This window comes from Burkholderia lata (genome assembly GCF_902499025.1).
Lineage (GTDB): Bacteria > Pseudomonadota > Gammaproteobacteria > Burkholderiales > Burkholderiaceae > Burkholderia > Burkholderia lata_C.
Genome location: NZ_CABVPW010000010.1, coordinates 183,286 through 204,757, shown reverse-complemented (window position 1 = coordinate 204,757; position 21,472 = coordinate 183,286). Strand labels below are relative to the sequence as shown.

At 69.0% G+C, this 21,472-nt stretch carries 24 protein-coding genes; 10 read left to right on the top strand and 14 right to left on the bottom strand.

All coding sequences use genetic code 11. The features are described 5' to 3' along the window. Positions 1-16: 16 nt before the first annotated feature. Complete coding sequence (locus tag BDI24065_RS12815) at positions 17-595, bottom strand: hypothetical protein (protein ID WP_175031572.1); 579 nt, start codon at positions 593-595, stop codon at positions 17-19. A gap of 284 nt (positions 596-879) precedes the next feature. Here BDI24065_RS12815 and BDI24065_RS12810 point away from each other — a divergent pair, with 284 nt between their 5' ends. Further along, positions 880-1,797 carry a DMT family transporter gene (locus tag BDI24065_RS12810; protein ID WP_175031571.1) on the top strand — a complete coding sequence of 306 codons (918 nt, stop codon included), beginning with the start codon at positions 880-882 and terminating at the stop codon, positions 1,795-1,797. A 15-nt stretch (positions 1,798-1,812) separates the two neighbouring features. Here the strand turns inward: BDI24065_RS12810 and BDI24065_RS12805 are convergent, their stop codons facing one another. After that, a complete protein-coding gene (locus BDI24065_RS12805) occupies positions 1,813-2,598 on the bottom strand; it encodes a YhfC family intramembrane metalloprotease (protein ID WP_175031570.1) in 786 nt (261 codons plus the stop codon). 11 nt (positions 2,599-2,609) lie between these two features. Then, a complete protein-coding gene (locus tag BDI24065_RS12800) occupies positions 2,610-3,140 on the bottom strand; it encodes a GNAT family N-acetyltransferase (protein WP_175031569.1) in 531 nt (176 codons plus the stop codon). Between the two features lie 204 nt (positions 3,141-3,344). On the opposite strand from BDI24065_RS12800, the gene BDI24065_RS12795 reads away from it, so the two are divergent. From BDI24065_RS12795 to BDI24065_RS12785, 3 genes are all read left to right on the top strand, one after another. Next, on the top strand, positions 3,345-3,710 hold the full coding sequence (locus BDI24065_RS12795; protein ID WP_175031568.1) for an ArsR/SmtB family transcription factor: 366 nt from the start codon (positions 3,345-3,347) through the stop codon (positions 3,708-3,710). Next, the gene (locus BDI24065_RS12790) at positions 3,682-4,167 is read left to right on the top strand and encodes an SRPBCC family protein (protein WP_175031567.1); all 486 of its coding nucleotides are present in this window, start codon (positions 3,682-3,684) and stop codon (positions 4,165-4,167) included. The genes BDI24065_RS12795 and BDI24065_RS12790 overlap by 29 nt, the downstream gene beginning before the upstream one ends. Before the next feature lie 123 nt (positions 4,168-4,290). Next, the gene (locus BDI24065_RS12785; RefSeq protein ID WP_059487757.1) at positions 4,291-4,767 is read left to right on the top strand and encodes an SRPBCC family protein; all 477 of its coding nucleotides are present in this window, start codon (positions 4,291-4,293) and stop codon (positions 4,765-4,767) included. A gap of 28 nt (positions 4,768-4,795) precedes the next feature. Here BDI24065_RS12785 and BDI24065_RS12780 read toward each other — a convergent pair whose 3' ends face one another. From BDI24065_RS12780 to BDI24065_RS12765, 4 genes are all read right to left on the bottom strand, one after another. Next, positions 4,796-5,926: an amidohydrolase family protein gene (locus BDI24065_RS12780; protein WP_175031566.1), complete on the bottom strand. Its 1,131-nt coding sequence runs from the start codon at positions 5,924-5,926 to the stop codon at positions 4,796-4,798. Position 5,927: 1 nt separating this feature from the next. Then, positions 5,928-7,235, bottom strand: a complete 1,308-nt coding sequence (locus tag BDI24065_RS12775) for an MFS transporter (protein WP_175031565.1) — start codon at positions 7,233-7,235, stop codon at positions 5,928-5,930. 83 nt (positions 7,236-7,318) lie between these two features. Further along, positions 7,319-8,599, bottom strand: coding sequence for a CaiB/BaiF CoA transferase family protein (locus tag BDI24065_RS12770; protein ID WP_175031564.1), 1,281 nt, complete (start codon positions 8,597-8,599; stop codon positions 7,319-7,321). Further along, positions 8,596-9,582, bottom strand: a complete 987-nt coding sequence (locus tag BDI24065_RS12765; protein WP_175031563.1) for a hydroxymethylglutaryl-CoA lyase — start codon at positions 9,580-9,582, stop codon at positions 8,596-8,598. The genes BDI24065_RS12770 and BDI24065_RS12765 overlap by 4 nt, the downstream gene beginning before the upstream one ends. Before the next feature lie 172 nt (positions 9,583-9,754). Between BDI24065_RS12765 and BDI24065_RS12760 the strand changes: the two genes are divergently transcribed. Both BDI24065_RS12760 and BDI24065_RS12755 read left to right on the top strand, forming a co-directional pair. Next, positions 9,755-10,576, top strand: coding sequence for an IclR family transcriptional regulator (locus BDI24065_RS12760; protein WP_175031562.1), 822 nt, complete (start codon positions 9,755-9,757; stop codon positions 10,574-10,576). Between the two features lie 159 nt (positions 10,577-10,735). Next, positions 10,736-11,374, top strand: a complete 639-nt coding sequence (locus tag BDI24065_RS12755; protein ID WP_175031561.1) for a 2-hydroxychromene-2-carboxylate isomerase — start codon at positions 10,736-10,738, stop codon at positions 11,372-11,374. Between the two features lie 53 nt (positions 11,375-11,427). Here BDI24065_RS12755 and BDI24065_RS12750 read toward each other — a convergent pair whose 3' ends face one another. Further along, positions 11,428-12,411: a LysR family transcriptional regulator gene (locus tag BDI24065_RS12750; protein WP_175031560.1), complete on the bottom strand. Its 984-nt coding sequence runs from the start codon at positions 12,409-12,411 to the stop codon at positions 11,428-11,430. Positions 12,412-12,512: 101 nt separating this feature from the next. Here BDI24065_RS12750 and BDI24065_RS12745 point away from each other — a divergent pair, with 101 nt between their 5' ends. Next, positions 12,513-13,745, top strand: a complete 1,233-nt coding sequence (locus BDI24065_RS12745; RefSeq protein WP_175031559.1) for an MFS transporter — start codon at positions 12,513-12,515, stop codon at positions 13,743-13,745. 428 nt (positions 13,746-14,173) lie between these two features. Next, complete coding sequence (locus tag BDI24065_RS12740) at positions 14,174-14,866, top strand: phosphatase PAP2 family protein (RefSeq protein ID WP_175031558.1); 693 nt, start codon at positions 14,174-14,176, stop codon at positions 14,864-14,866. Between the two features lie 100 nt (positions 14,867-14,966). Here BDI24065_RS12740 and BDI24065_RS12735 read toward each other — a convergent pair whose 3' ends face one another. The 3 genes from BDI24065_RS12735 to BDI24065_RS12725 all read right to left on the bottom strand — a co-directional run bounded on the left by BDI24065_RS12735 (position 14,967) and on the right by BDI24065_RS12725 (position 17,600). Continuing rightward, the gene (locus BDI24065_RS12735; RefSeq protein ID WP_175031557.1) at positions 14,967-15,626 is read right to left on the bottom strand and encodes a glutathione S-transferase family protein; all 660 of its coding nucleotides are present in this window, start codon (positions 15,624-15,626) and stop codon (positions 14,967-14,969) included. Between the two features lie 126 nt (positions 15,627-15,752). Further along, positions 15,753-16,823 (bottom strand): MBL fold metallo-hydrolase, encoded by a 1,071-nt coding sequence (locus tag BDI24065_RS12730; protein ID WP_011353796.1) that lies wholly within the window; start codon positions 16,821-16,823, stop codon positions 15,753-15,755. A gap of 123 nt (positions 16,824-16,946) precedes the next feature. Next, complete coding sequence (locus BDI24065_RS12725) at positions 16,947-17,600, bottom strand: peroxiredoxin (RefSeq protein WP_175031556.1); 654 nt, start codon at positions 17,598-17,600, stop codon at positions 16,947-16,949. 293 nt (positions 17,601-17,893) lie between these two features. Here BDI24065_RS12725 and BDI24065_RS12720 point away from each other — a divergent pair, with 293 nt between their 5' ends. Then, positions 17,894-18,799: an HTH-type transcriptional regulator ArgP gene (locus BDI24065_RS12720; protein WP_175031555.1), complete on the top strand. Its 906-nt coding sequence runs from the start codon at positions 17,894-17,896 to the stop codon at positions 18,797-18,799. A gap of 161 nt (positions 18,800-18,960) precedes the next feature. Further along, positions 18,961-19,173, top strand: coding sequence for a DUF1059 domain-containing protein (locus BDI24065_RS12715; protein ID WP_011353793.1), 213 nt, complete (start codon positions 18,961-18,963; stop codon positions 19,171-19,173). Between the two features lie 113 nt (positions 19,174-19,286). On the opposite strand, the gene ltaE is transcribed toward BDI24065_RS12715, so the two are convergent. From ltaE to BDI24065_RS12700, 3 genes are all read right to left on the bottom strand, one after another. Then, positions 19,287-20,300 (bottom strand): low-specificity L-threonine aldolase, encoded by a 1,014-nt coding sequence (gene ltaE / locus BDI24065_RS12710; protein ID WP_175031554.1) that lies wholly within the window; start codon positions 20,298-20,300, stop codon positions 19,287-19,289. Between the two features lie 165 nt (positions 20,301-20,465). After that, positions 20,466-21,002: a YMGG-like glycine zipper-containing protein gene (locus BDI24065_RS12705; RefSeq protein WP_175031553.1), complete on the bottom strand. Its 537-nt coding sequence runs from the start codon at positions 21,000-21,002 to the stop codon at positions 20,466-20,468. Positions 21,003-21,015: 13 nt separating this feature from the next. Further along, the gene (locus BDI24065_RS12700) at positions 21,016-21,342 is read right to left on the bottom strand and encodes a hypothetical protein (protein ID WP_175031552.1); all 327 of its coding nucleotides are present in this window, start codon (positions 21,340-21,342) and stop codon (positions 21,016-21,018) included. Positions 21,343-21,472: the final 130 nt, after the last annotated feature.

Here is a 21,472-nt window from a genome sequence, read left to right as displayed (position 1 = left end):
TCAGCGTCCTGCCGCGCTATTCGACCGCGCGCGCGGCATCCCACAGCGGCTGCGCACCGCGCGCCGCATTCCAGGCGGCAAAACGCGTGCGCCACGCTTCGAACGGCTCCGCCAGCGGATGGCGCGGATCGTCGCTGAGCGAATACGCCATGCCTTCGATCAGCCAGCGCGGCTTGGTCGCGACGGCCAGGTTGCCGAGCACTTCCGCCTGGCGGTGATGGATCAGCTCGTGCGCGAGAAAGTAGGTCTGCCAGCCGCGCGGCGCGACGACCACGCCGAAATTCCCGAGCGTCAGCGCCGCGCGTTGGCCGACGCCGAATGCATCGGCGCACGCGCGCGTCGAACAGAACACCACGCGCGGCGCCTCCTGAAATGCACCGACGGCTGCCGCCGCGCGCGCATAGCCGTCGCGATAGAGCTGCCGCGCATCGCCGAGCTTCGCGGCATCGTCCGTGCAGATATCCGCGCTCGGGCACGACACGCCCGGGACCAGCGCGGGCGCGACGACACGCAGCGGCTTGACGAGCGCATACGCGGCAATCGGCAGCGCGACGAGCAGGCCCGTGAGGGCGAAAGCGACATGGGAGCGTTTCATCGAGGCGGTGGTTCCGGGGTGTTCTGCTGAAGTTTTCCTGCGTGAATATATCGGACTGGAGGCGTCTCCGGCCCTGCTTCATTCCCGGACGAAGCCCGGCCGCCAGCCTGCGCTCGCCGCGACCGGGGAGATATGCCGGCGCTGACCATTGCGACCTGCCGCTTCGTCCAAATAAAGACTTTTTACGACCTAATAGCGCCTGAATAATATATTGGACGCATTACCGGTCGCACCGCATCCTTGCTCCCTACCGGCTCGCCACGGCCGCACGACAAGGACGGCACATGAACCGAAACGAACAGCTCGCCGGCATCGGCTACGGATTGCTCGCGGCGCTCATCTGGGGCGGTTTTCCGGTCGTCACGCGCCTCGGCGTCACGCACTCGGCCCTCGACGCGTACGACATCGCGTTCATCCGCTTCGTCGTCTCCGGCACGCTGCTGCTGCCCGTCCTGCTGCGCCGCGGCCTCGGCACGCTGCGGCCGGCGTCGGTCGCGCTGATGGTGACCGGTGCCGGCGCGCCCTACATCCTGACTGTCGCGGCGGCGTTGAGCCGCGCGCCGGTCGGCTACTTCGCGCTGACGCCGGGCAGCATGATCGCGTTCACCGCGATCCTCGGCTCGCAGGTCGCGCACGAGCGGCTAAGCGCCGCGCAAGTGGCGGGCATCGTCGCGATCCTGGCCGGCATCGCGCTGGCTGCGTCGGATGCGCGGCGCGGCGCGATCGGGCTGCCGGCCCTCGTGCTGTTCATGCTCGGCGGCCTGCTGTGGGCCGTCTATAACGTCACGACGAAACGCGCCGCCGCCGGCGCGCTGCACGCGACGGCCATCGTGTCGGTCGGCTCCGCGGTGCTGTACTGCCCGCTCTATCTGGCCGTGCGCGGCGGCGCGGTGCTGCATGCGCCGGTCGCGGCCATCGCGACGCAGGCGATCTACCAGGGCGTGCTGATGTCGGTACTGGCGCTCTACTGCTTCAGCCGGGCCGTCGTCGCGCTCGGCCCGGCGGTCGGTGCGACCTTCGCCGCGCTGATGCCGCTGCTCGCCACGCTCGAGGCCATGCTGCTGCTCGGCGAACGCCCGCACGCGCCGGCGCTGGCCGGCATCGCGATCGTCACGGCCGGCATGGCCCTGAGTCTCGCGAGCCGATGGCGAACGGGAAATGCGCCGGCCGGCCAGCGGCCGAACGCCGCCGCAAACGGCTGAACCGAGCCCTGCTCGTCAGGCGACGTGCCCCGCGCTCGCGCCGCCGGCCCCCGTCGCCCGGCGGCTCCAGCGAATGCCCAGCAACAGGAGCGCGACACTGGACACGAACAGGATCGCCTCGATCAACACCGTATCGACATGCCAGTACCGCGTCGCCAGCACGACGACGAGGTCGAACATGAAATGGAGCGCAATCGCATACGCCAGCCAGCGTTTCGTCCCGCGCACGAACGTCTGCAGCACGATCAACGACAGCCCCACATGCGCGGCCATCGCGCTTGCGCGCTCGAGCAGCGCGAGAAACGGCGACGCGAGCGTCATGCCCGCGAACTGCGACCCGATCAGCGACTGCACACCCTCGGGCACCACGACACCCGCGTGCGCGAGCAGATAGCCCGTGCCGAGCGCGAGAAACCCGACGCCGACCAGCAGCATCGCCTCCAGCCCGCCGTGCCCGAGCCCGAGCATCACGGCCGTCGGCGTGTCATGCCGCTTCGGCAGCAGATACCGGAAGGCGACCCAGCGCCCGCACTCCTCGAAGAGCCCGGCCGTCAGCGCCGCGAACACGAGCATCGGCACGTGCCAGCGCGGATCGTGCGCGAGCCAGCGGAACAGCGGAATCTGCCACGACATGCGCAATACCGGCTGGAACACGAAGAAGGTCAGCATGCCGTAGAAAAACACGCGAAGCGGCACCTGCGTGCGGCGTCGCCACACGGTGGCCAGCCACGCAGGCGCGAGCAGCGCGACGAGACCGGCCGCAAGCGTGACGAACACGAGCGCCGGGGCGACCGGATGCATGGCGCGCCCCGTTACGCGAGCTGCTTGTGGAAATACGTCGTCGCGCAGAGCGTGCCGTCAGGCATCAGCGCATAGTTCGGCACGACGCCGACGCGCTGCCAGCCGGCCCGCTCGTACAGCCGCTCGGCGTCGCTGCCCGTCACGGTGTCGAGCACGAGCACGGTCTTGCCGGCATCGCGCGCGGCGACGTCGGCCGCTGCCATCAGCCGGGCGGCGATGCCCTGCCGGCGCGCATGCCGCGACACCAGCATCTTCGAGATATCCGCGCGATGCGGCTGGTTCTCGGGCTGCGCGGTCACGACCTGCACGGTGCCGACGATCCGGCCGGCCGTGTCCTCGGCAACGAGCAGGATGCGCTCGCCGTTCGCGACGCCGTCGGCGACATTGGTCCAGAACGCGACGGCGGTCGGCCGCGCGATCGGCAACATGAAGCTGACGGACGCGCCGCCCTCGACGCAATCGATCAGCACGTCGGCCAGCGCTTCAACACGGCTCGTCGCTTCGTCCGCGTCGACGCGGCGGACGGTAACGGATTCGGTCATGCCCACTCCGGTAGTCAGTTGGGTCGCACGCGCGGGTTCGGCGTGCATCCGGATCGGAAGGAACACCGGCCGGCCGTCGCGGCTCGCGCAACGGCGGCAGGCGCACGGCAACGCCGCACCCGGTCGGCACGCGTTACCGCCCCATCATCCTACGCGACGAAAAATTCCGTTGCATCGCCGTTCGTCTCCCCTATACTTAGCCACATGGCTAACTTTAAACCCGGCATCAGCGACGTCTTCCACGCCCTCGCCGATCCGACGCGCTGCGCGATCGTCAGTGCGCTCGGCCGCGGCGAGCGGACCGTCTCCGCGCTGGCCGCGCCGTTCGACATGGCGCTGCCGTCGTTCATGAAGCACGTCGCGGTGCTCGAGCGCAGCGGCCTCGTGCAGACGCGGAAAGCCGGCCGCTCGCGCACCTGCACGCTGGTCGGCAGCCGGCTGACCGAAGCCGAGGCATGGCTCGCCGAGCAGCGCGCGCTGTGGGAAGCACGATCCGATCGTCTCGTCGAATTCGTCGAACGCCGTCACCAGGAGGAACAAGATGTCAGCAAGCCCCGTCGAACCCGTTGAAACCCACGATCTCGTCATCACGCGCACGCTGCGTGCGCCGCGCCACGCGCTGTGGCGGGCATGGACCGACCCCGAACTGCTGAAGGAATGGTGGTGCCCGAAGCCGTGGACCACCGAGGTGCGCGCATTCGACCTGCGCCCGGGCGGCGCCTTCCACACGCTCATGCGCGGCCCCGACGGCGGCAGCAGCGACAATCCCGGCTGCTTCCTCGAAATCGTGCCGGAATCGCGCATCGCGTTCACGTCGATGCTCGCGGGCGGCTGGCGGCCGCAGGCGCCGTGGATGGGCTTCACGGCGATCATCACGATGGCCGACGACGATGCGGGCAGCCGCTACGAGGCGCGCGTGATGCATCCCGACGCCGCCACGCGCGAGCGCCACGAAGCGCTCGGCTTCTTCGAGGGCTGGAACACCTGCATCACGCAGCTCGACGCCTTCGCGGCCGCGCTGCGCTAAGCGCGGCCGGCCGTGTGCGCGGTCGTTGCATGCCGCCTCTCGCGCGCCTAGGATTCCTGAAGGAAGCATGACGACACGCCGGCCTCCGGCGTGCACCGTCGCGCGCGCTCCGCGGGAGGCAACATGTTGCACACGCACACGCATTCGACCCGGGTCAGCCGGCACCTGAACGCCCCGCGCGGGCGCGTCTACCGCGCGCTGCTCGATCCGCACGCGGTCGAGCAATGGAAAGTGCCCGACGGCATGACCTGCCGCGTGCATGCATACGACGCGCGCGAAGGCGGCGCGCTGCGCGTGTCGCTGAGCTACGACGCGCCGTCGGCCGGCACCGGCAAGACCACCGCGCGCACCGATACCTATCACGGCCGCTTCGTCACGCTCGTGCCGGACGAGCAGATCGTCGAGATCGACGTGTTCGAAACCGACGATCCGATGCTGCGCGGCGCGATGACGATCACGATCACGCTGTCCGACGAAGCGGGCGGCACGCGCGTGGATGCCGTGCACGACGGGGTACCGCCCGGCGTGCCGGCCGCCGACAACGAGACCGGCTGGCAAATGGCACTGGCGCGGCTGGCGGCGCTGGTGGAGGCCGGGTAAGCAAACGCCGGGCCCGTCGCGGCGCGCGTCAGCCGAGCCGGTAGGCGCGCGTGACCGTGCCGCGGAACAGCGCATCGCGCTCGTCCGGGCTCGCCTGCGCGGTCAGCCGCTTGAATGCATTCCAGCCGTTCACGAACGAATACGAACCCTTGTCGACCGGGAAATTGCTCTCGAACATGCAGCGCTCGGGCCCGAACGCGTCGATGCAGGTCATCATCCACGGCTTCCACGTGTCCGCGAGCTGCACGGACGACGGCGGCCGTTCGCCCTTCTCGAAATCGAAACCGTTGATGCGCATCCCGAGGCCGCCGACCTTCACGTACACGTTCGGCAGTTGCGCGAGCCTGCGCATCGACGCCGACCAGCGCTCGAACACCTCCGGCCGCTTGTCTGCATAACTGGCGATCCGCACGACACCGCCGCAGTGATTGACGATAACGCGCGTATCGGGGTTCGCCTTCGCGAGCTCGAACAATTCGGGCAGTTGCGGAAAAAACAGCCACGCATCATACGAAAGCCCGAGCGGCGCGAGCTGCGCGACGCCTGCGCGGTACGCGGGATCGAGCAGCAGCCCGCGCGGCACCGCCGACAGCGGATTGGCGAGTGTCGGATCGGCATCCCATGTCGTCAGGTGACGAACCCCGCGGAAGCGCCCGCGACCGGCTTCGAGGTGCGTTTCGAGCACCTCGCGCACGCGTTCGCCGAGACGCAGGTCCGCGTGGCCGACGATGCCTTTCGCGACCGCCACCGGGCCGTGCTGCAGCGGCTCGGTCACGCCCGCGACGTAGGCCGTCTCGCCCACCGGTTTCAGTTCGGCCGGGCCCGATTCGCGATAGCGCGTCTGCGCCTGCATGTAGACGGACGCCTGGATGTTGTGGCCCGAGCGCGCATCCTGCAGATAGTCGTCGAGCATGTAGATCCAGCCCGGCCGTTCATAGAAATGATGATGCGCGTCGACGATCGGCAGGTCGGGCTCGAGCGCGGGTTCGAGTGCCGACGCGAGCCAGTCGGGGCGGACCGCGAGATAGTTGCTTTGCGTCGTCATGCGGGAAACTCCTTCCTGGGTCGCCGCGCGCGTCCCGGTGAACGCGGGCAGCGCGAGCGATGCGGCGGCCGCGCCGAGCAGCCGGCGTCGCTTGATCGAAATCGTCGTGTCCATGTCACTCGCTCCGGTCGAACGCATACAGCGACAGCGTGAGCAGCGTCGTGATCGCGAGCACGATCGCGAGGCCGAGCATGCCGGCGGTAAAGGTGCCGAAGCTGTCCTTCAGGTAGCCGACGAGATAAGGGCCCGCGAAGCCGCCGAGCGCGCCGATCGAGTTGATCAGCGCGAGCCCGCCGGCCGCGGCCTGGCCGGACAGGAAGCGCGAGGGCAGCGTGTAGAAGATCGTGCGGCCGGCGATCGTGCCGATCAGCGCGAGCGTGATGCCGACGAGTGCCGGCCCGAGCGTCAGGAAGTGCGTCGACACGCCGAGCGCCACCGCACCGATGAACAGCCCGATCGCCAGGTTCGCGACCGGGCCGCCGCGCCGGTCCACGCGCTTCGCCCACCACAGCAGCGCGACGGTCGCGAAGAAGTACGGCACCGCGGACAGCCAGCCCGTCTGCATCGTCGACATGCCGTGCGCCTTCAGCATCTGCGGCAGCCAGATGCCGATCCCGTAGGACCCCATCGTGAAGCCGAACGAGATCAGCGCGAGCACATACACGCGCACGTCGCGCAGCGCGACACCGAAGCGCTTCTTGCGGCCGGCGGCCGCGCCGTCGCGCTCGAACGCACGCTGCAGCGCCGCACGCTCATCGTCCGACAGCCACGCGGCATGCGCAGGCGAATCGGACAGCAGCTTCAGCACGAAAAAGCCGAGCGCGCACGCCGGCAGCCCTTCGACGATGAACATCCACTTCCAGCCGGCGAGCCCGAGCACACCGTCGAGCTGCAGCAGCCACGTCGACAACGGACCGCCGATCAACGACGACAGCGGCGTCGACACGGTGAACCACGCGAGCACACGCGTGCGGTAGCTCGCCGGAAACCACACCGCGAGGAAGAAGATCACGCCCGGAAAGAATCCGGCCTCGCCGATGCCGAGCAGCAGCCGGATCGCGTAGAAACTCGTCGGCCCGGTCGCGAGCGCGGTCGCGGCCGCCATCACGCCCCACGTGATCATGATGCGGGCGAGCCAGCGGCGCGCGCCGAAGCGGTACAGCGCGAGATTGCTCGGCACCTCGAACACGCAGTAGCCGGCGAACATGATTCCCGCGCCCCAGCCGAACTGCGTTGCGGTCAGCCCGAGATCGCGGTTCATCGTGAGCGCCGCGAACCCGACGCTCGTGCGGTCCAGGTAGTTGAAGAAGTACGCGAGCGCGAGCAGCGGGATGAAGCGCCACGCGGCCTTGCGCACGGCCCGTTGCTCGATCGACGCGTCGGTCTCGCGATCGGCGGCCAGTGCCGGGGAAGCGGATGTCATGGTTGTCTCCGTGGATGGGGCGGTCCGCGCCCGCGCGTGGCACGGCCGGGCCGCCTTTGTTCGTTCGATGAATCCCGGCCGCGCTACGCGCTCGCCAGTTCGTTCGGCGACGGCGCGCCGCCCGGTGCCGCGTCGTCCGCGCCATGCTGCCCCGCGACGACACCGGCTTCGATCAGCGCACGCGCATCGTCCGGCGTGTAGCCGAGCTCGCCGAGCAGCGCGCGCGTGTCCTGGCCGAGTGCGGGGGGTGCCGTGCGCAGCCGCAGACGTTCACCGGCAAGCGTCAGCGGCAGCAGCGCGGTGCGTGTGTCGACCGGCCGCCCGGCGCTACTCGCATCGGCCGGCAGCGTCACGGCCTCGAGACCGCCCGTGGCGAGCAGGTGCGGGTCGTCGAACAGGTCCTGCGGTTTCGTGATCGGCGCGTACGGCAGGCCGTTCGATTCGAAGATCGCGCCGATCTCCGCGGCCGAATGCGGCGCGAGCCGCGCGCGCAACTCGGGCAGCAGCCAGTCGCGCGCCTGCACGCGCAGGTTGTTGGTCGCGAGGCGCGGATCGTCCTTCAGCGCAGTCAGGCCGAATGCATCGCAGAACAGCGCCCACTGCGTGTCCGACACGACCGCGAGAAAAATCTGCTCGCCATCCCTGACGGCAAACACGTCGTAGACGGCCCACGCGGAAATCCGGCTCGGCATCGGCGACGCGGCGTGCCCCGTCACTGCGAACTGCATCATGTGCTGCGCGACGAGGAACACGTTGTTCTCGAACAGCGAACTCTGTACCTGCTGGCCGCGGCCGGTGCGCTCGCGCTGCGCGAGCGCGGCCATCGCGCCGATCGCGCCGAACATGCCGCCCATGATGTCGTTCACGCTCGCGCCCGCGCGCAGCGGCCGCCCTTCCGGGCCCGTCATGTACGCGAGGCCGCCCATCATCTGCACGACTTCGTCGAGCGCGGTGCGATGCTCGTACGGCCCCGGCAGGAAGCCCTTGTGCGACACGTACACGAGGCTCGGATTCAGCGAATTCAGCGCCGGATAGCCGAGGCCGAGCCGATCCATCGTGCCGCTCTTGAAGTTCTCGCTGAAGACATCCGCCGTCGCGACGAGCCGCAGCACGATCTCCAGCCCGCGCGGATCTTTCACGTCGACGGCAAGGCTCCTCTTGTTGCGATTGAACATCCCGAAGAAGCCCGCGCCCGAACCGCGCAGCGCACGCGTGCTGTCGCCCGCGATCGGTTCGATCTTGATGACGTCCGCGCCGAGATCGGCGAGCAGCATCCCGCAGGTCGGGCCCATCACCATGTGCGTCATCTCGATCACGCGCGTGCCTGCGTACGGCAGCGCCGAAGCCGGTTGGTGTTCGTTCATTGCGCGACTCCCGTCAGGCATCCTTCCGGTTGCGCCGCGGTCGGAGAACGGCCGTCCGCGTAACGGAAGCCCTTCGGCAACCCGGCGTCCGGCACGTGGCCGTACAACGCCTCGGCCGGCAGCACCGCGTGCAGGATCGCGCGCGCGGCAAGCAGCGCGTCGACGTCGATACCCGTGTCGAATCCCATCGACTCGAGCAGGAACACGAGATCCTCGGTGACGATGTTGCCGGTCGCACCCGGCGCATAGGGACAACCGCCGAGGCCGCCCTGGCTCGCGTCGATCGTCGTCACGCCCGCGTCGAGCGCCGCGACGACGTTCGCGAGCCCCTGCCCGCGCGTATTGTGGAAATGCGCGCCGCCCGCCTTGTCGCCGACTTCGCGGTGCAGCCGGGCGAACAGCCGGCGCACCTGCGCCGGGTTCGCATAACCGCTCGTGTCGGACAGCCCGATCTCGTCGACACCGCATTCGGCCATCGCCACCGCCATCGCGATCGTCTCGTCGTCGCTGACGGCGCCCGCGATCGTGCAGCCGAATGCGACCGACACGCCCGCCTCGATCTGCACCGACGGAAACCGCGCATCGCGCAGCGCGACGATCGCGCGCACCTCGTCGATCATCTGCGCGGGCGTCTTGCGGATGTTCGCCAGCGAATGCGCCTCCGTCACCGATACCGGCAGCGTCAGCTTGTGCACGCCTGCCTCGAATGCGCCCTCGGCGCCGCGCAGGTTCGGCGCGAGCGCGGCGACGTGCAGCCCGGGAATCGCCAGCGCGTGCGCGACGACTTCTCGCACATCGGCCATCTGCGGCAACAGCCTGGCCGGCACGAACGACCCGACCTCGATCTCGCGCAGGCCGGCCGCGGCCAGCGCGGTAATCCAGCTCAGCTTGCCGGCCGTCGGCATCACGGCCTTGATGCTCTGCAGGCCGTCGCGCGGCCCGACCTCGCTGACCAGCACCTTCGGGTATTCGGAAACGCTCATTTGACACTCCATCGTTCTATCTGAAAGAACATCGTTCTGTTTGATAGAACTCTAAGCGTGCGTCGAATGGGCGGTAAGCGGGGTATACCCGTGAAATTGCGATTTTCTGGAACTTGAGTTCTGTCAGGCAGAACGATATAGTCGACCGATCATCCTCAGAAGGAAGCAGGCAGTGGCCAAGACTCAAACCGATCACGCCGGCAGCGAGCCCGATTCGCCGGCCGAAGAAGCATCCAGCGGCGTCGCTGTTCTCGATCGCGCGTTCGCGATCCTCCGTGCGTTCGGGCAAAGCGACGACCGGCTGTCGCTCGCGGAGCTGTCGCGCCGCACCGGGCTGTACAAGAGCACGATCCTGCGCCTGCTCGCGGCGCTCGAACATGGCGGCTTCATGCGCAAGCTCGATGACGGCCAGTACGCGATCGGGCACGAGCCGCTGCGGCTCGCCGCGCTGTATCAGCGTTCGTTCCGGGTGGGCCCGGTGGTCGAGCCGCTACTCGAGACGCTGAGCCGCGAACTTGGCGAAACGGCGTCGTTCTATGTGCGCCAGGGCGACATGCGCTCGGTGCTGTACCGGGTCGAGCCCGCCCGTGCGGTGCGCGTGTCGATTCGTGTCGGTGAGGAATTTCCGGTTCGCCAGGGCGCGTCCGGGAAGGTGCTGCTGGCCTTCACCGACATGCAGGATGCGCAATGGAACGATGTGCGCGAACAGCTCTGGGCCGCGTCGTACGGCGAGCGCGACCCGGAGACGGCTTCGGCATCCGCGCCCGTGTTCGGTGCAGCCGGCGAGTGTGTCGGCGCGCTGACCGTATCGGGCCCGAAATCGCGGCTCGCCGACGCGCCGGCCATGGCGGCGGCGCTCGCGATGCTGTTGCCGCTCGCGCAGAAGGCGACCGTGGCGCTCGGCGGCACAGGCGCACGCTACGACGCAGTGGCCGTGCGTGACAGCCTCGCGCGGCTCGCGTCGGCAGCGGGCCACGGCGACGCAGCGTCATAAGCGGTCGTAAGCGCCGGTCACAAGCGGCTGCGCACCCCTGGCCACGCAACAGCGCAAAAGGCGGCCGCGTGCGACACTGGCCGCCGATGCACGTATCGCGCCGCCTGCGGGCGTGCCGCGCGTGCCACCGCCAACCGGACACGCTTGAGGGCAGCCACCATGAACGCCGCGCGCACCGCCACCTGGTATTTCGATTTCGTTTCGCCGTTCGCCTACCTGCAGCAGGAACAATTCGACCGGTTGCCGGCCGCCGCCGCGTTCGAGCCGCGGCCCATCGTGCTCGGCGCACTGCTCGCGCACTGGGGCCAGAAAGCGCCGGCCGAGATCGCGGCGAAACGCGTCTTCACCTATCGCCACGCGCAATATCGCGCGGACAAGCTCGGCATCCCGTTCCGGATGCCGCCCGCACACCCGTTCAATCCGATCAAGCCGCTGCGCCTCGCGATCGCGATGGGCAATTCGCTCGACGCGATCCAGCGGATCTTCCGGCATATCTGGCGCGACGGCCAGGACGTGTCGACGCCGGAAGGCTTCGCCGCGCTGTGCGAAGCGGTCGGCTTTCCGGAAGGCGTGACCGCCGTCGAAGCCCAGCCGGTGAAGGACGCGCTGCGCGCGAACACCGACGATGCGATCGCGCACGGCGTATTCGGCGTGCCGACCTTCGCACTCGACGGCGACCTGTTCTGGGGCGAGGATGCGACCGACATGTTCGCCGACTGCGCGACGTCGCGTGCGTGGCTCGATTCGCCGGAGGTACGCCGCATCAGCGCGCTGCCCGAAGGAATCCGGCGCGGCTGAAGCCGCTGCGGCCGCCCGCCGCCCTCCGCTCGCGGCCCATCCCGTATTCCGCGTCAGGCTTCGCGCCCTTCGACGAGCCCCGGCACGGCCTCGCGCATCATCGCGGCGAACCGCACGAGCCGCGACGGATAGAACTGCGCATGCGGGTAGGTCAGGTAGACGGGCAACGGCGCGGCCTGCCACTCGGGCGCGAGATGGACGAGTTCGCCGCGCGCGAGGTGGTCGGCCAGCATCCATGACGAACCGACACACGCACCCACCCCCAGCAGCGCCGCGCTGCGCAGCGCGTACAGGTTCGCGGTCGTGATGCGCGGGCGGATCGCAATGCGCCGCGTTTCGCCCGTGACCGAATGCGTGAGCGCCAGCTCGGTACGGTAGTACGTGCGCAGCGCGAGCCACGGCAACGCGGCGAGCGCGTCGGGGTCGGCCGGCACCTCCGCGCCGTTCAGCACGGACGGTGCGGCGACCACGAAGCGCGGTACCTTCGAGAGCCGGATCGCGACCACGGCCGGATCGGTCGGCTCACCCACCTGGATCGCGCAATCGATGCCGCTGCCGACGAAATCCCGCACTTCGTCCTGCAGCAGCCACTCGACCGACACGCGCGGATAGTCGCGCAGGAACCGCGCGAGCGGCTCGACGAAACGCTCCTGCCCGAACGCGTGCGGCACCGCGACCCGCAGCAGCCCGTCGGGCTCCTCCTGCGCACCGCGCAGATCGGCTTCGAACGCCGCCCAGTTCGCGAGCAGTTCCTTCGCGCGCTTGAAGCAGCGCTCGCCGTCGACGGTCAGCCGCATCGTGTGCGTGGTCCGCTGCAGCAGGCGCATGCCGAGCGAGCGTTCGAGCGCCTGCAGCCGCCGGCTGATCGTCGGCTGTGTCGTATGCAGTTGCGCGGCCGCGGCCGACAGGCTGCCGGCCTCGACTATGCGCACGAAGGTTTCCATCAGCTCGAAACGATAGCCGGCACCGTCCACCGGCACGGCCTGAATGCGCGCAGACCCGCCAGCAGCGGGAGAGAAAGGAGATTTTTCGGTCATTCGTGGAGCGTATAACAAATCTGCGCAGAGCGGCACTACCGTGGCCGACCGCGTGCCGCCACACTCGCGTCCATTCCTTCATCGCACCCAGGATGCACGCCATGTCCACCCCGTCCCGTCTCGACGCCGCACCCCGCGCAGCGCACGCCCCGGCCCATCCGGCCGCCCATTCGATGCCCGATCGCCGGCTCGTGCTGCTGCTCGCCGCCGCCGCCGGCCTCGGCGTCGCCCCGCTCTACTATTCGCAGCCGATGCTCGGCGCGCTCGGGCCCGATCTCGGCGCGTCGGCACGCGCGATCGGCTTCGTGCCGACGCTCACGCAGCTCGGCTATGCGCTCGGCATCCTGCTGCTCGCGCCGCTCGGCGACCGCTTCGACCGCCGCCGCGTGATCGTGACCAAGGCCGCGACGCTGGTCGTCGCGCTGCTGCTCGCCGCCATCGCACCGTCGCTCGGGCTGCTGCTCGCGGCAAGCTTCGCGATCGGCCTCGCCGCGACGATGGCGCAGGACGTCGTGCCGGCCGCCGCGACGCTCGCGCACGACGCGCATCGCGGCCGCATCGTCGGCACGGTGATGACGGGGCTGCTGCTCGGCATCCTGCTGTCGCGGGTCGTGGCCGGGTTCGTCGCCGAGACGGCCGGCTGGCGCGCGATGTTCGCGCTCGCGGCCGCCAGCGTTGCTGCGATCGGCGTCGTGGCCGCGCGCGGGTTGCCGCACTTCGAGCCGACCACGCGCCTGCCGTATCGCGCGCTGATCGGGTCGCTCGGCGCGCTGTGGCGCCAGCATCCGGCGCTGCGCCGCGCCGCGCTCGCGCAGGGGCTGCTGGCCATCGGATTCAGCGCGTTCTGGTCGACGCTCGCGGTGATGCTGCACGGCGCACCGTTCCACCTCGGCAGCGCAGCCGCGGGCGCGTTCGGCCTCGCAGGTGCGGCCGGTGCGCTCGCCGCGCCGATCGCCGGGCGTCTGGCCGACCATCACGGCCCCGAGCGCGTCACGCGCATCGGCATCGGCATCGCGACGGTGTCGTTCGCGTCGATGGCCGCCGCACCGCTGATGTCGCCGCATGCGCAACTCGTGCTGCTCGCGATCGCGACGATCGGCTTCGATCTCGGCGTGCAGGCCACGCTGATCGCGCACCAGGCGATCGTCTACCGGATCGACCCCGCGTCGCGCAGTCGCCTCAACGCCGTGCTGTTCGTCGGCATGTTCATCGGGATGGCGGCCGGTGCCGCGATCGGCAGTTTGTTGCTCGCGCAACTGGGCTGGAATGCGGTGACCGCGCTGGCCGTCGTGACGTCGCTGGCCGCGCTCGCCGTGCGGATCTGGCGCAACTGAATGCCGCATCGCACCCGCAAGGCGGGCAGGCCCACAGGGCTTGCCCGCCTTTTCTTTTATTTTCGACCGGCGCACGCATGACGCTGCGCGGCCTGGCAGATTCGTGCGCATTCGGCACGAAAAGCGTCCATTCCGTGCAAGGTCCGCACCGGCTCGAACGAATGTCCAGTTCAACCAATTATTTTTCCGGCGGCCGTGCGCGTCGATGCAAAACGTCGGACAAATCGGAGGCAGCCCGCCACGCGGCGCTCGCCCATCCGGCCCCACCGCCCGGACCCGTTTTATCAGGGGATTCCCGGTATTTTTTCGCATTTTCTTCGAAATAACGGGTGACATACTTGCCCCCCGTTGCGCTCCGGTACGAGCGCGCTTTCCGATCCTGCCGGCCGCATGTCATGCGCTGAGCGTCCGCCCGGGTCGCACAGAACATGAACGATTTCGACACTACGATCCAGCTCTTCCTCACCCACATCACGTTCGCTCCGCTGATGAATCACGCGATTCGCGTAATCGCCGGCCTGTATACGTTCAAGGGCTTCGTGCTCATTCCCGTGCTGTGCTGGCTGTGGTTCCAGCCAGGCCCGAACCGCGACCGGCAGCGCGAACTGGTCGTCGCGACGATCGCGAGCGGGCTCATCGCACTCGCGTTCGGCCGGCTGCTCGCCCAGGTGCTGCCGTTCCGCGTGCGGCCGATCTACAACCCCGACCTGCACCTGCACTTCCCGTCGGCAGGACTGCGCGCGGCCACGCTGCAGTCATGGAGTTCGTTTCCGAGCGATCACGCGATGCTGTGGATGGCGATCGCCACCGGCATCTTCATCATCGCGCGCCGCGTCGGCGTGTTCGCGCTGCTGTATGCAGTGGTGTTCATCTGCCTGCCGCGCGCGTATCTCGGCTTTCACTACCCGACCGACCTGATCGCGGGCGCCGCGATCGGCATCGCGATCGCGTGGCTGCTGACACGCGACGCGATCCGCTCGCGCTTCGCGCCGCAGGTGCTCGCAATGATCAGGCGTTTCCCTGCGCCAGCCTATACGTTCGCGTTCCTGCTGTGCTTCGAGTTGATCACGCAGTTCGACGAATTGCTGACGCTCGCGCAGTCGGCCACCCACACGATGTAACGGAGAGACGCCGCGATGCTGCCGCTGCTTACGTTCCGCCGCCCCGGCTCACGCTGCCGGCCATGCGCGGCAACGTCGCGCCGCGCGACGGCCGCGCCGATCAGTCGCGATCAGGCGCGCCCAGCGGAAAGAACGGGCGATACGGCCGCGCCTCGTCGACCGCGCGCGCAAACGACGGCCGCGCCAGCAGACGCTGGCGGTATGCAACCACGTTCGCGAACGACGGATCGATCCGGTGCGTCCAGTCCGCGTAGAACAGGAACGGCGCCGCGCCGCAGTCGGCGAGGCTGAAGCGGTCGCCGGCCGCCCATTCGCGATCGGCCATCTTCTTGTCCAGCCACGCATACGACGTCTCCAGCATCGCCCGTGCATCGGCGACACCGCGCGCATCGCGCTCGGCCTCCGGCCGCAGCGCGTCGAACACGACCTTCTGCTGCGGCGTCGACACGTAGTTGTCGAAGAAGCGATCCATCGTCCGCACCTCGAGCGCCGCGTGCGGATCGTCCGGCAGCAATCGCACCGGGCCCGGATGGTTCAGGCCGAGATACTCGATGATGATCGACGCCTCGATCACCGTGCGGCCCGCATCGACGAGTACCGGAAAGCGCTTCAGCGGCCACAGTGCGGCCAGCTCCTGCATCGGCTTCGGATCGTCGTGCGCGAGCACGCGATACGCGAACGGCGTGCCGTTCTCGTACAGCGCGGTCAGCACCTTCTGGCAGTAAGACGAAAAGGGATGGGCGTATAGCGTCGGCATCATCGTGCGGTCTCTCAGGGTTTCGGCACCGCGTGATGCGGCGCCACGTGATCGGATACCTTGACGACGAACGGCTCGCGGCCGTTTCGACAGCGATCCGGAAATTTTTTTGTACTGCGGTTCCGCCCGTTACGACCGGCCGTCCATCACGACGCGCCCTTCGGCACGCCAGCGCAGCATCCCGCCGCCGAGATTCGCCACCGTGTCGAAGCCGGCCTTCAGCAGGATCACGGTTGCCTGCGCGGATCGCCCGCCGGCCCGGCACACGGTCACGACCGGCCGGTCGCGCGCGATCTCGCCGGCGCGCGCGGCCAGTTCGCCGAGCGGAATCGGCGTCGCGCCGGGCAGGTGGCCGAGCGGGCCGGTGAATTCGTCAGGCTCGCGCACGTCGACGACCTGCACCGCCGGCAGATGATCCTCGAGCCACTGCGGATCGATTTCCCAGAACCCGGCGAACGTATAGACGAGCGGCGCCCAGTCGGGCGCGGCCTGCACATCGGGCGCGTTCGCGGCGACGCCGCACTGCAGGTTCGCCGGCACCGCGACGTCGATCTGGCGCGGATGCGCGAGCCCGAGGTTGCGCATGTAGCCCGCGAAATCGTCTTCGCTCAGGTCGCCGCCGAGACGTGGATTGAAGCGCCGCTCCTCGCCGACGCTCGTCACCGTGAGCCCGCGATAGTCGTGCGCCGGATACAGCAGGCACGCGGCCGGCAGCGTGAAGAGCCGGCCGTGCACCGCGCGATACAGCGCGCGCGGGTCGCCCTGCTGGAAGTCGGTGCGGCCCGTGCCGCGGATCAGCAGGCAATCGCCGGTGAACGCCATCGATTCGTCGTCGAGCACGAGGCTGATGCAGCCGCTCGTGTGGCCGGGCGTCGCGCGCACGGTCAGGTAGCGCGCGCCGAACGCGCAGCGATCGCCGTCGTTCAGGTAGCGGTCGGCGCCCTGCGCACCGCTCGCGGCCGAGATCGCGATCGTGCTGCCCGTGCGCTGCTTCAGCAGCCACGCGCCCGTCACATGATCGGCGTGCACGTGCGTGTCGACGGTCGCGACGAGCCGCAGCCCGAGCTCGTCGAGCAGCGCCGCGTCGCGACGCACCTGCTCGAACACGGGATCGATCAGCACCGCTTCGCGCGACGCGCGGTCGGCGAGCAGGTATGTATACGTCGACGATTGCGGGTCGAAGAGTTGCCGGAAGATCATCGCGAAGTCGCTCCGTCGGTGGTTGATGCATGTTCGATGCGTGTTGTCCGGCCCGCGCAGTTGCTGCCGCGCGGGCCGCCCCGTCGTGGTCCTGCATGGCCGGCATCCAGCCGGCACGGTGTGTCAGCCGGGCTGCGTCACGTAGCGCAGGTACGGTTTCAGCGTCCGGAAGCCGTCCGGATACTTCTGCTTCGCCGCATCGTCCGACACCGACGTCGGAATGATGACATCGTCGCCGGGTTTCCAGTTCACAGGTGTCGCCACCGTATGCTTCGCGTTGAGCTGCAGCGCGTCGAGCAAGCGCAGCACCTCGTCGAAGTTGCGCCCTGCGCTCATCGGATACACGAGCATCGCCTTGACCTTCTTGTCCGGCCCGATGATGAATACCGAGCGCACGGTCGCGTTGTCGACCGCCGTGCGCGGGCCGCCGCTCGCATTCGGATGAATCATGTCGTACAGCTTCGCGACCTTCAGTTCGTCGTCGCCGATCAGCGGATAGTTGACCGCGTGCCCCTGTGTTTCAGCGATATCCGCCACCCACTTCTGGTGATCGCTGACCGGATCGATCGACAGCCCGATGATCCTCGTATTGCGCTTGTCGAATTCCGGCTTGAGCCCGGCCATGTAGCCGAGTTCGGTCGTGCATACCGGCGTGAAATCCTTCGGATGGGAAAACAGGATCGCCCAGTGGTCGCCGATCCATTCATGAAAGCGGATCGTTCCCTCGGTGGTCTCCGCGGTGAAATCGGGCGCGTCCTCGCCCAGTCGAATCGACATGTTCGTCTCCGTCAAAGGGGAATCGTCACGACGCCCGCGCCGCGGCTTGCGCGCGACGCGCGATCGTCCGCGCGCGACACGCCGGCATGGCACATGCCGGGTTCCGCGCGTTCATATAGCGTAGTTCAAAATGCGCGCGCCACCGGCATGCGACGTGCGGTATGCATGCGTGCCGTCATCGATTCGGACGACGAATGCGGCGCGCCGGAACGCTGCGCCGCGCCCGGCTGCTGGCGCGCACTGCCTTACACTACCGGCTGTTCTCGTCTTACGTTCACAGGAATTCCACCGACATGTCGATGACGATCGATCCGAAGCAGGCCGCCGCGCTGCTGGCCGTCGCCGACACGGGCAGCTTCGAGCAGGCGGCCGTGCGCCTGCACGTGACCGCATCCGCCGTCACGCAGCGGGTCCGCGCGCTGGAGGCGAGCCTCGGCACGCCGCTCGTGCTGCGCACGCGGCCGTGCCGCCCGACGGTGGCCGGGCAGCGCGTGCTGCAGCACCTGCGCCGCGTCGCGCTGCTGCAGGCCGACCTGCAAAGCACGCTCGCGACCGAGCGCGAATCGCCGATCTCGGTCACGATCGCGCTCAATTCCGACAGCCTCGGTACGTGGTTTCTGCCGGCGCTGACGTCCGTGCTCGCGGGCGAGCGCATCCTGTTCGAGCTGATCGTCGAAGATCAGGACCATACGTTCGCGCTGCTCGAAAGCGGGATGGCGGTCGGCTGTGTAACGACCGAGCCGAAGCCGATGCGCGGCTGCCTCGCGACGCCGCTCGGCACGATGCGCTACCGGCTGCTCGCGGCCGCCGCGTTCGCGGTGCGCTGGTTTCCGCGCGGGCTGAACCGCACGAGCGCGCGCAAGGCGCCCGTCGTCGCGTATTCGCGGCGCGATACGCTGCAGTCGTCGTTCCTGAAGGAGAAGTTCGGGTTGCCCGAAGGCGCGTACCCGTGCCACTACGTGCCGGGCACCCATTCGCACTTCGCGGCGGTGCGGCACGGGCTCGGCTATGCGATGGTGCCGGAGCCGCTGATCGGCAGTGCGCCGCTCGACACGCAGGGGCTCGTCGATCTTGCGCCCGCGCATCCGACCGACATCACGCTGTACTGGCACGCGTGGACCGTGCAGTCGCCGACGATGGCGTCATTGTCCGAGCGGGTGGTCGAAGCGGCGCGCCGGCTGCTCGCGCCGCTGCCGTGATGCGCGTTTGAGCGGTGCGGCCGCCGCGGTGTGCGGCGTGCGGCGCACCTGACGACGAGAATCCCCGCCGCGCCGCCTATACTTTTTCCATCGGCCTCGCGCATGCGCCGCGCGGCCGACCACCCACATCCGGCCGTTCCCTTTCTCGTCAGGAGAACATCATGTCTCGCCGCTACATCGATTGCCGCGAGTTTCCCAGCGCGATGAATTGCTCGGTCGCGATTTCTGCCGACTCCGACAACGAACTGCTGGAGGCCGCCGTGCAACATGCGGTCCTGGTGCACCAGCACACCGACAGCGCCGAACTGCGCACGCAACTGCAAGCGCTGTTCCGCGACGGCACACCGCCCGCCGACGCACCCCGGCAAGCGTAATCCGCCGGCTCGCCCGATATCGACAGACGGGTTGCCACATCGCCCCCGTCGCCTCTCCGCCTCCTGCTTCGCGCCACCTCGCGCCGGCGGCCACGCCGGCCGGCGCATTCCCCTTACGCGCGGCGCTGCGCGAAATACGCACCGACCGCGTCGATAAACGTATCGATGTCCGCGCGCGACACGTCGCAGTGCGTGACGAAGCGCGACGCGTACAGCATCTGCGTGAGGATCCCGCGCGCCTTGAGCCACGCCTCGAGCGGCGCGCAGTCGGCTTCGGGGAATTGCGCGAACACCATGTTCGTCGCGTGCGACAGCACCTTCACGGAATCGATGCGCGCGAGACCTTCGGCGAGATGCGCGGCATTCGCGTGATCGTCCGCGAGCCGCTCGACATTGTGGTCGAGCGCATACAGGCAGGCTGCGGCGAGAATGCCCGACTGCCGCATCCCGCCGCCGAGCACCTTGCGCCAGCGCTGCGCGCGCTCGATCAGCGCGCGATTGCCGACCAGCACCGAGCCGACCGGTGCGCCGAGCCCTTTCGAGAAACAGATCGACACGCTGTCGAACGGCGCCGACAGCTCGGCGATGAAACGACCCGACGCGACGGCCGCATTGCATACGCGCGCGCCGTCGAGGTGCAGGGACAACCCGCGGCTGCGCGCGAATTCGGTGGCTTCCTGCACATAGCCTTCCGGCAAGACCTGGCCGCCGATCGTGTTTTCGAGCGCGAGCAGGCGTGTGCGGGCGAAGTGATTGTCGATCGGCTTGATCGCCGCGGCGATCTTCGCGAGCGGCAGCGTGCCGTCCGGCGCGTTCTCGATCGGCTGCGGCTGGATGCTGCCCAGCACGGCCGCGCCGCCGCCTTCGTACTTGTAGGTGTGCGCGAGCTGGCCGACGATGTATTCGTCACCGCGTTCGCAATGGGCCATCAGCGCGGCCAGGTTGCTCTGCGTGCCGCTCGGGAAGAACAGGCCGGCTTCCTTGCCGGCCCGCTCGGCCGTCACCGCCTGCAGGCGCAGCACGGTCGGGTCGTCACCCCATACGTCGTCGCCGGTTTCGGCGGCAGTCATCGCGGCCAGCATTGCCTGGCTCGGACGTGTCACGGTATCGCTGCGTAAATCGATCATCGCTGAGTCCTGGGTAAACGCGGACCGGAACCGATGCGCCCGGCCCTGCCGAAACGAGACTCAGAGTGTACGCAATTCACGCAGCGCGTGTGCACCGCCGGTCGATGCGCGCACGGGGCACGGCGCACGTGCCCGCCACGCCGCACGGCGGCGACGAGGCTGCCGTCAGTAGCGCGGCGGCGGCGGCTGGACGCCCGCCGGCGGCATCGGCGGCGCCGCGCGCGGTGCACCGCCATATCCGCCACCGCCACCACCGCTCATCCCGCCGGGCACCGGCACGCGGTTGCCGGTCGCGTACATGCATTGCAGGTAGCCGTAGTCGTAGCGGCGCTGGATGTCGTAGGCCGAGCCTTGCGCCGCACCGGCGCCCACCACGCTGCCCGCGAGCAGCCCCGCACCTGCGCCGACGGCCGCACCCGTGCCGCCGTTGAACGCCGCGCCGGCCGCCGCACCCAGTGCGGTGCCGACGGCCGCGCTGCCGACCGCGCTCGCGGTCGACGCCTGGCCCGCGCTCACGCCGCCCGATTGCTCGAACGCGTATTGACGGCAGTTCGCATCGTCGGCGCGGAACTGGTCGAACGACTTGCCTGTGCCGGGCAGCGCCATCACGCTCGGCCCGGTCGGCATGTACGCGCATGCGCCGAGCAGGCCGGCCAGCGCCAGCGCAGCCGGCACGCGCAGGGATCGAAACAGGGATTTCATCGTCGCGCCTCCGTCACTGCGGCCGCGCCGGCACCGATCGCCAGCCCGACTTGCAGGTCTTCACATACGGGTAGTAATGCTTCGACGCGTCGCAGTAGTACCAGAGGTTCGCGTCGCCTTCGTCCTGCGGCTGGCCCTTCTCGACGTACTCGGGCGGCGGACCCGGATCGACGGGCACTGCGACGACAGGCGGCGGGTAGTAGTAAGGCGCGGGAACGACGGGGTAGTAATACGGGTAGCCGGGGCCGATATAGACCCCGACCCGGGCGGCATGCGCCACGCCGCCCGTCACGATCGCCACCGTGGCCACCGCGCCCAGCGCGAGCTTCAATCCATTCACGTCACGTTCTCCGGCTGGCGGTTCGTCGATGCGAACCCGACATACCGAACGCTACGCCGCACGCGATCCGTCATCCATTACGGGCGCACGCGCCAATGTTGCGCGGCGTTACCAATGTGACAGACCCCAT

What these genes read in the sequence shown, in the direction of transcription:
- BDI24065_RS12815 (WP_175031572.1), bottom strand. Translation starts at nt 595, where the DNA reads ATGAAACGCTCCCATGTCGCTTTCGCCCTCACGGGCCTGCTCGTCGCG.
- BDI24065_RS12810 (WP_175031571.1), top strand. Translation starts at nt 880, where the DNA reads ATGAACCGAAACGAACAGCTCGCCGGCATCGGCTACGGATTGCTCGCG.
- BDI24065_RS12805 (WP_175031570.1), bottom strand. Translation starts at nt 2,598, where the DNA reads ATGCATCCGGTCGCCCCGGCGCTCGTGTTCGTCACGCTTGCGGCCGGT.
- BDI24065_RS12800 (WP_175031569.1), bottom strand. Translation starts at nt 3,140, where the DNA reads ATGACCGAATCCGTTACCGTCCGCCGCGTCGACGCGGACGAAGCGACG.
- BDI24065_RS12795 (WP_175031568.1), top strand. Translation starts at nt 3,345, where the DNA reads ATGGCTAACTTTAAACCCGGCATCAGCGACGTCTTCCACGCCCTCGCC.
- BDI24065_RS12790 (WP_175031567.1), top strand. Translation starts at nt 3,682, where the DNA reads ATGTCAGCAAGCCCCGTCGAACCCGTTGAAACCCACGATCTCGTCATC.
- BDI24065_RS12785 (WP_059487757.1), top strand. Translation starts at nt 4,291, where the DNA reads ATGTTGCACACGCACACGCATTCGACCCGGGTCAGCCGGCACCTGAAC.
- BDI24065_RS12780 (WP_175031566.1), bottom strand. Translation starts at nt 5,926, where the DNA reads ATGGACACGACGATTTCGATCAAGCGACGCCGGCTGCTCGGCGCGGCC.
- BDI24065_RS12775 (WP_175031565.1), bottom strand. Translation starts at nt 7,235, where the DNA reads ATGACATCCGCTTCCCCGGCACTGGCCGCCGATCGCGAGACCGACGCG.
- BDI24065_RS12770 (WP_175031564.1), bottom strand. Translation starts at nt 8,599, where the DNA reads ATGAACGAACACCAACCGGCTTCGGCGCTGCCGTACGCAGGCACGCGC.
- BDI24065_RS12765 (WP_175031563.1), bottom strand. Translation starts at nt 9,582, where the DNA reads ATGAGCGTTTCCGAATACCCGAAGGTGCTGGTCAGCGAGGTCGGGCCG.
- BDI24065_RS12755 (WP_175031561.1), top strand. Translation starts at nt 10,736, where the DNA reads ATGAACGCCGCGCGCACCGCCACCTGGTATTTCGATTTCGTTTCGCCG.
- BDI24065_RS12750 (WP_175031560.1), bottom strand. Translation starts at nt 12,411, where the DNA reads ATGACCGAAAAATCTCCTTTCTCTCCCGCTGCTGGCGGGTCTGCGCGC.
- BDI24065_RS12745 (WP_175031559.1), top strand. Translation starts at nt 12,513, where the DNA reads ATGTCCACCCCGTCCCGTCTCGACGCCGCACCCCGCGCAGCGCACGCC.
- BDI24065_RS12740 (WP_175031558.1), top strand. Translation starts at nt 14,174, where the DNA reads ATGAACGATTTCGACACTACGATCCAGCTCTTCCTCACCCACATCACG.
- BDI24065_RS12735 (WP_175031557.1), bottom strand. Translation starts at nt 15,626, where the DNA reads ATGATGCCGACGCTATACGCCCATCCCTTTTCGTCTTACTGCCAGAAG.
- BDI24065_RS12730 (WP_011353796.1), bottom strand. Translation starts at nt 16,823, where the DNA reads ATGATCTTCCGGCAACTCTTCGACCCGCAATCGTCGACGTATACATAC.
- BDI24065_RS12725 (WP_175031556.1), bottom strand. Translation starts at nt 17,600, where the DNA reads ATGTCGATTCGACTGGGCGAGGACGCGCCCGATTTCACCGCGGAGACC.
- BDI24065_RS12720 (WP_175031555.1), top strand. Translation starts at nt 17,894, where the DNA reads ATGTCGATGACGATCGATCCGAAGCAGGCCGCCGCGCTGCTGGCCGTC.
- BDI24065_RS12715 (WP_011353793.1), top strand. Translation starts at nt 18,961, where the DNA reads ATGTCTCGCCGCTACATCGATTGCCGCGAGTTTCCCAGCGCGATGAAT.
- ltaE (WP_175031554.1), bottom strand. Translation starts at nt 20,300, where the DNA reads ATGATCGATTTACGCAGCGATACCGTGACACGTCCGAGCCAGGCAATG.
- BDI24065_RS12705 (WP_175031553.1), bottom strand. Translation starts at nt 21,002, where the DNA reads ATGAAATCCCTGTTTCGATCCCTGCGCGTGCCGGCTGCGCTGGCGCTG.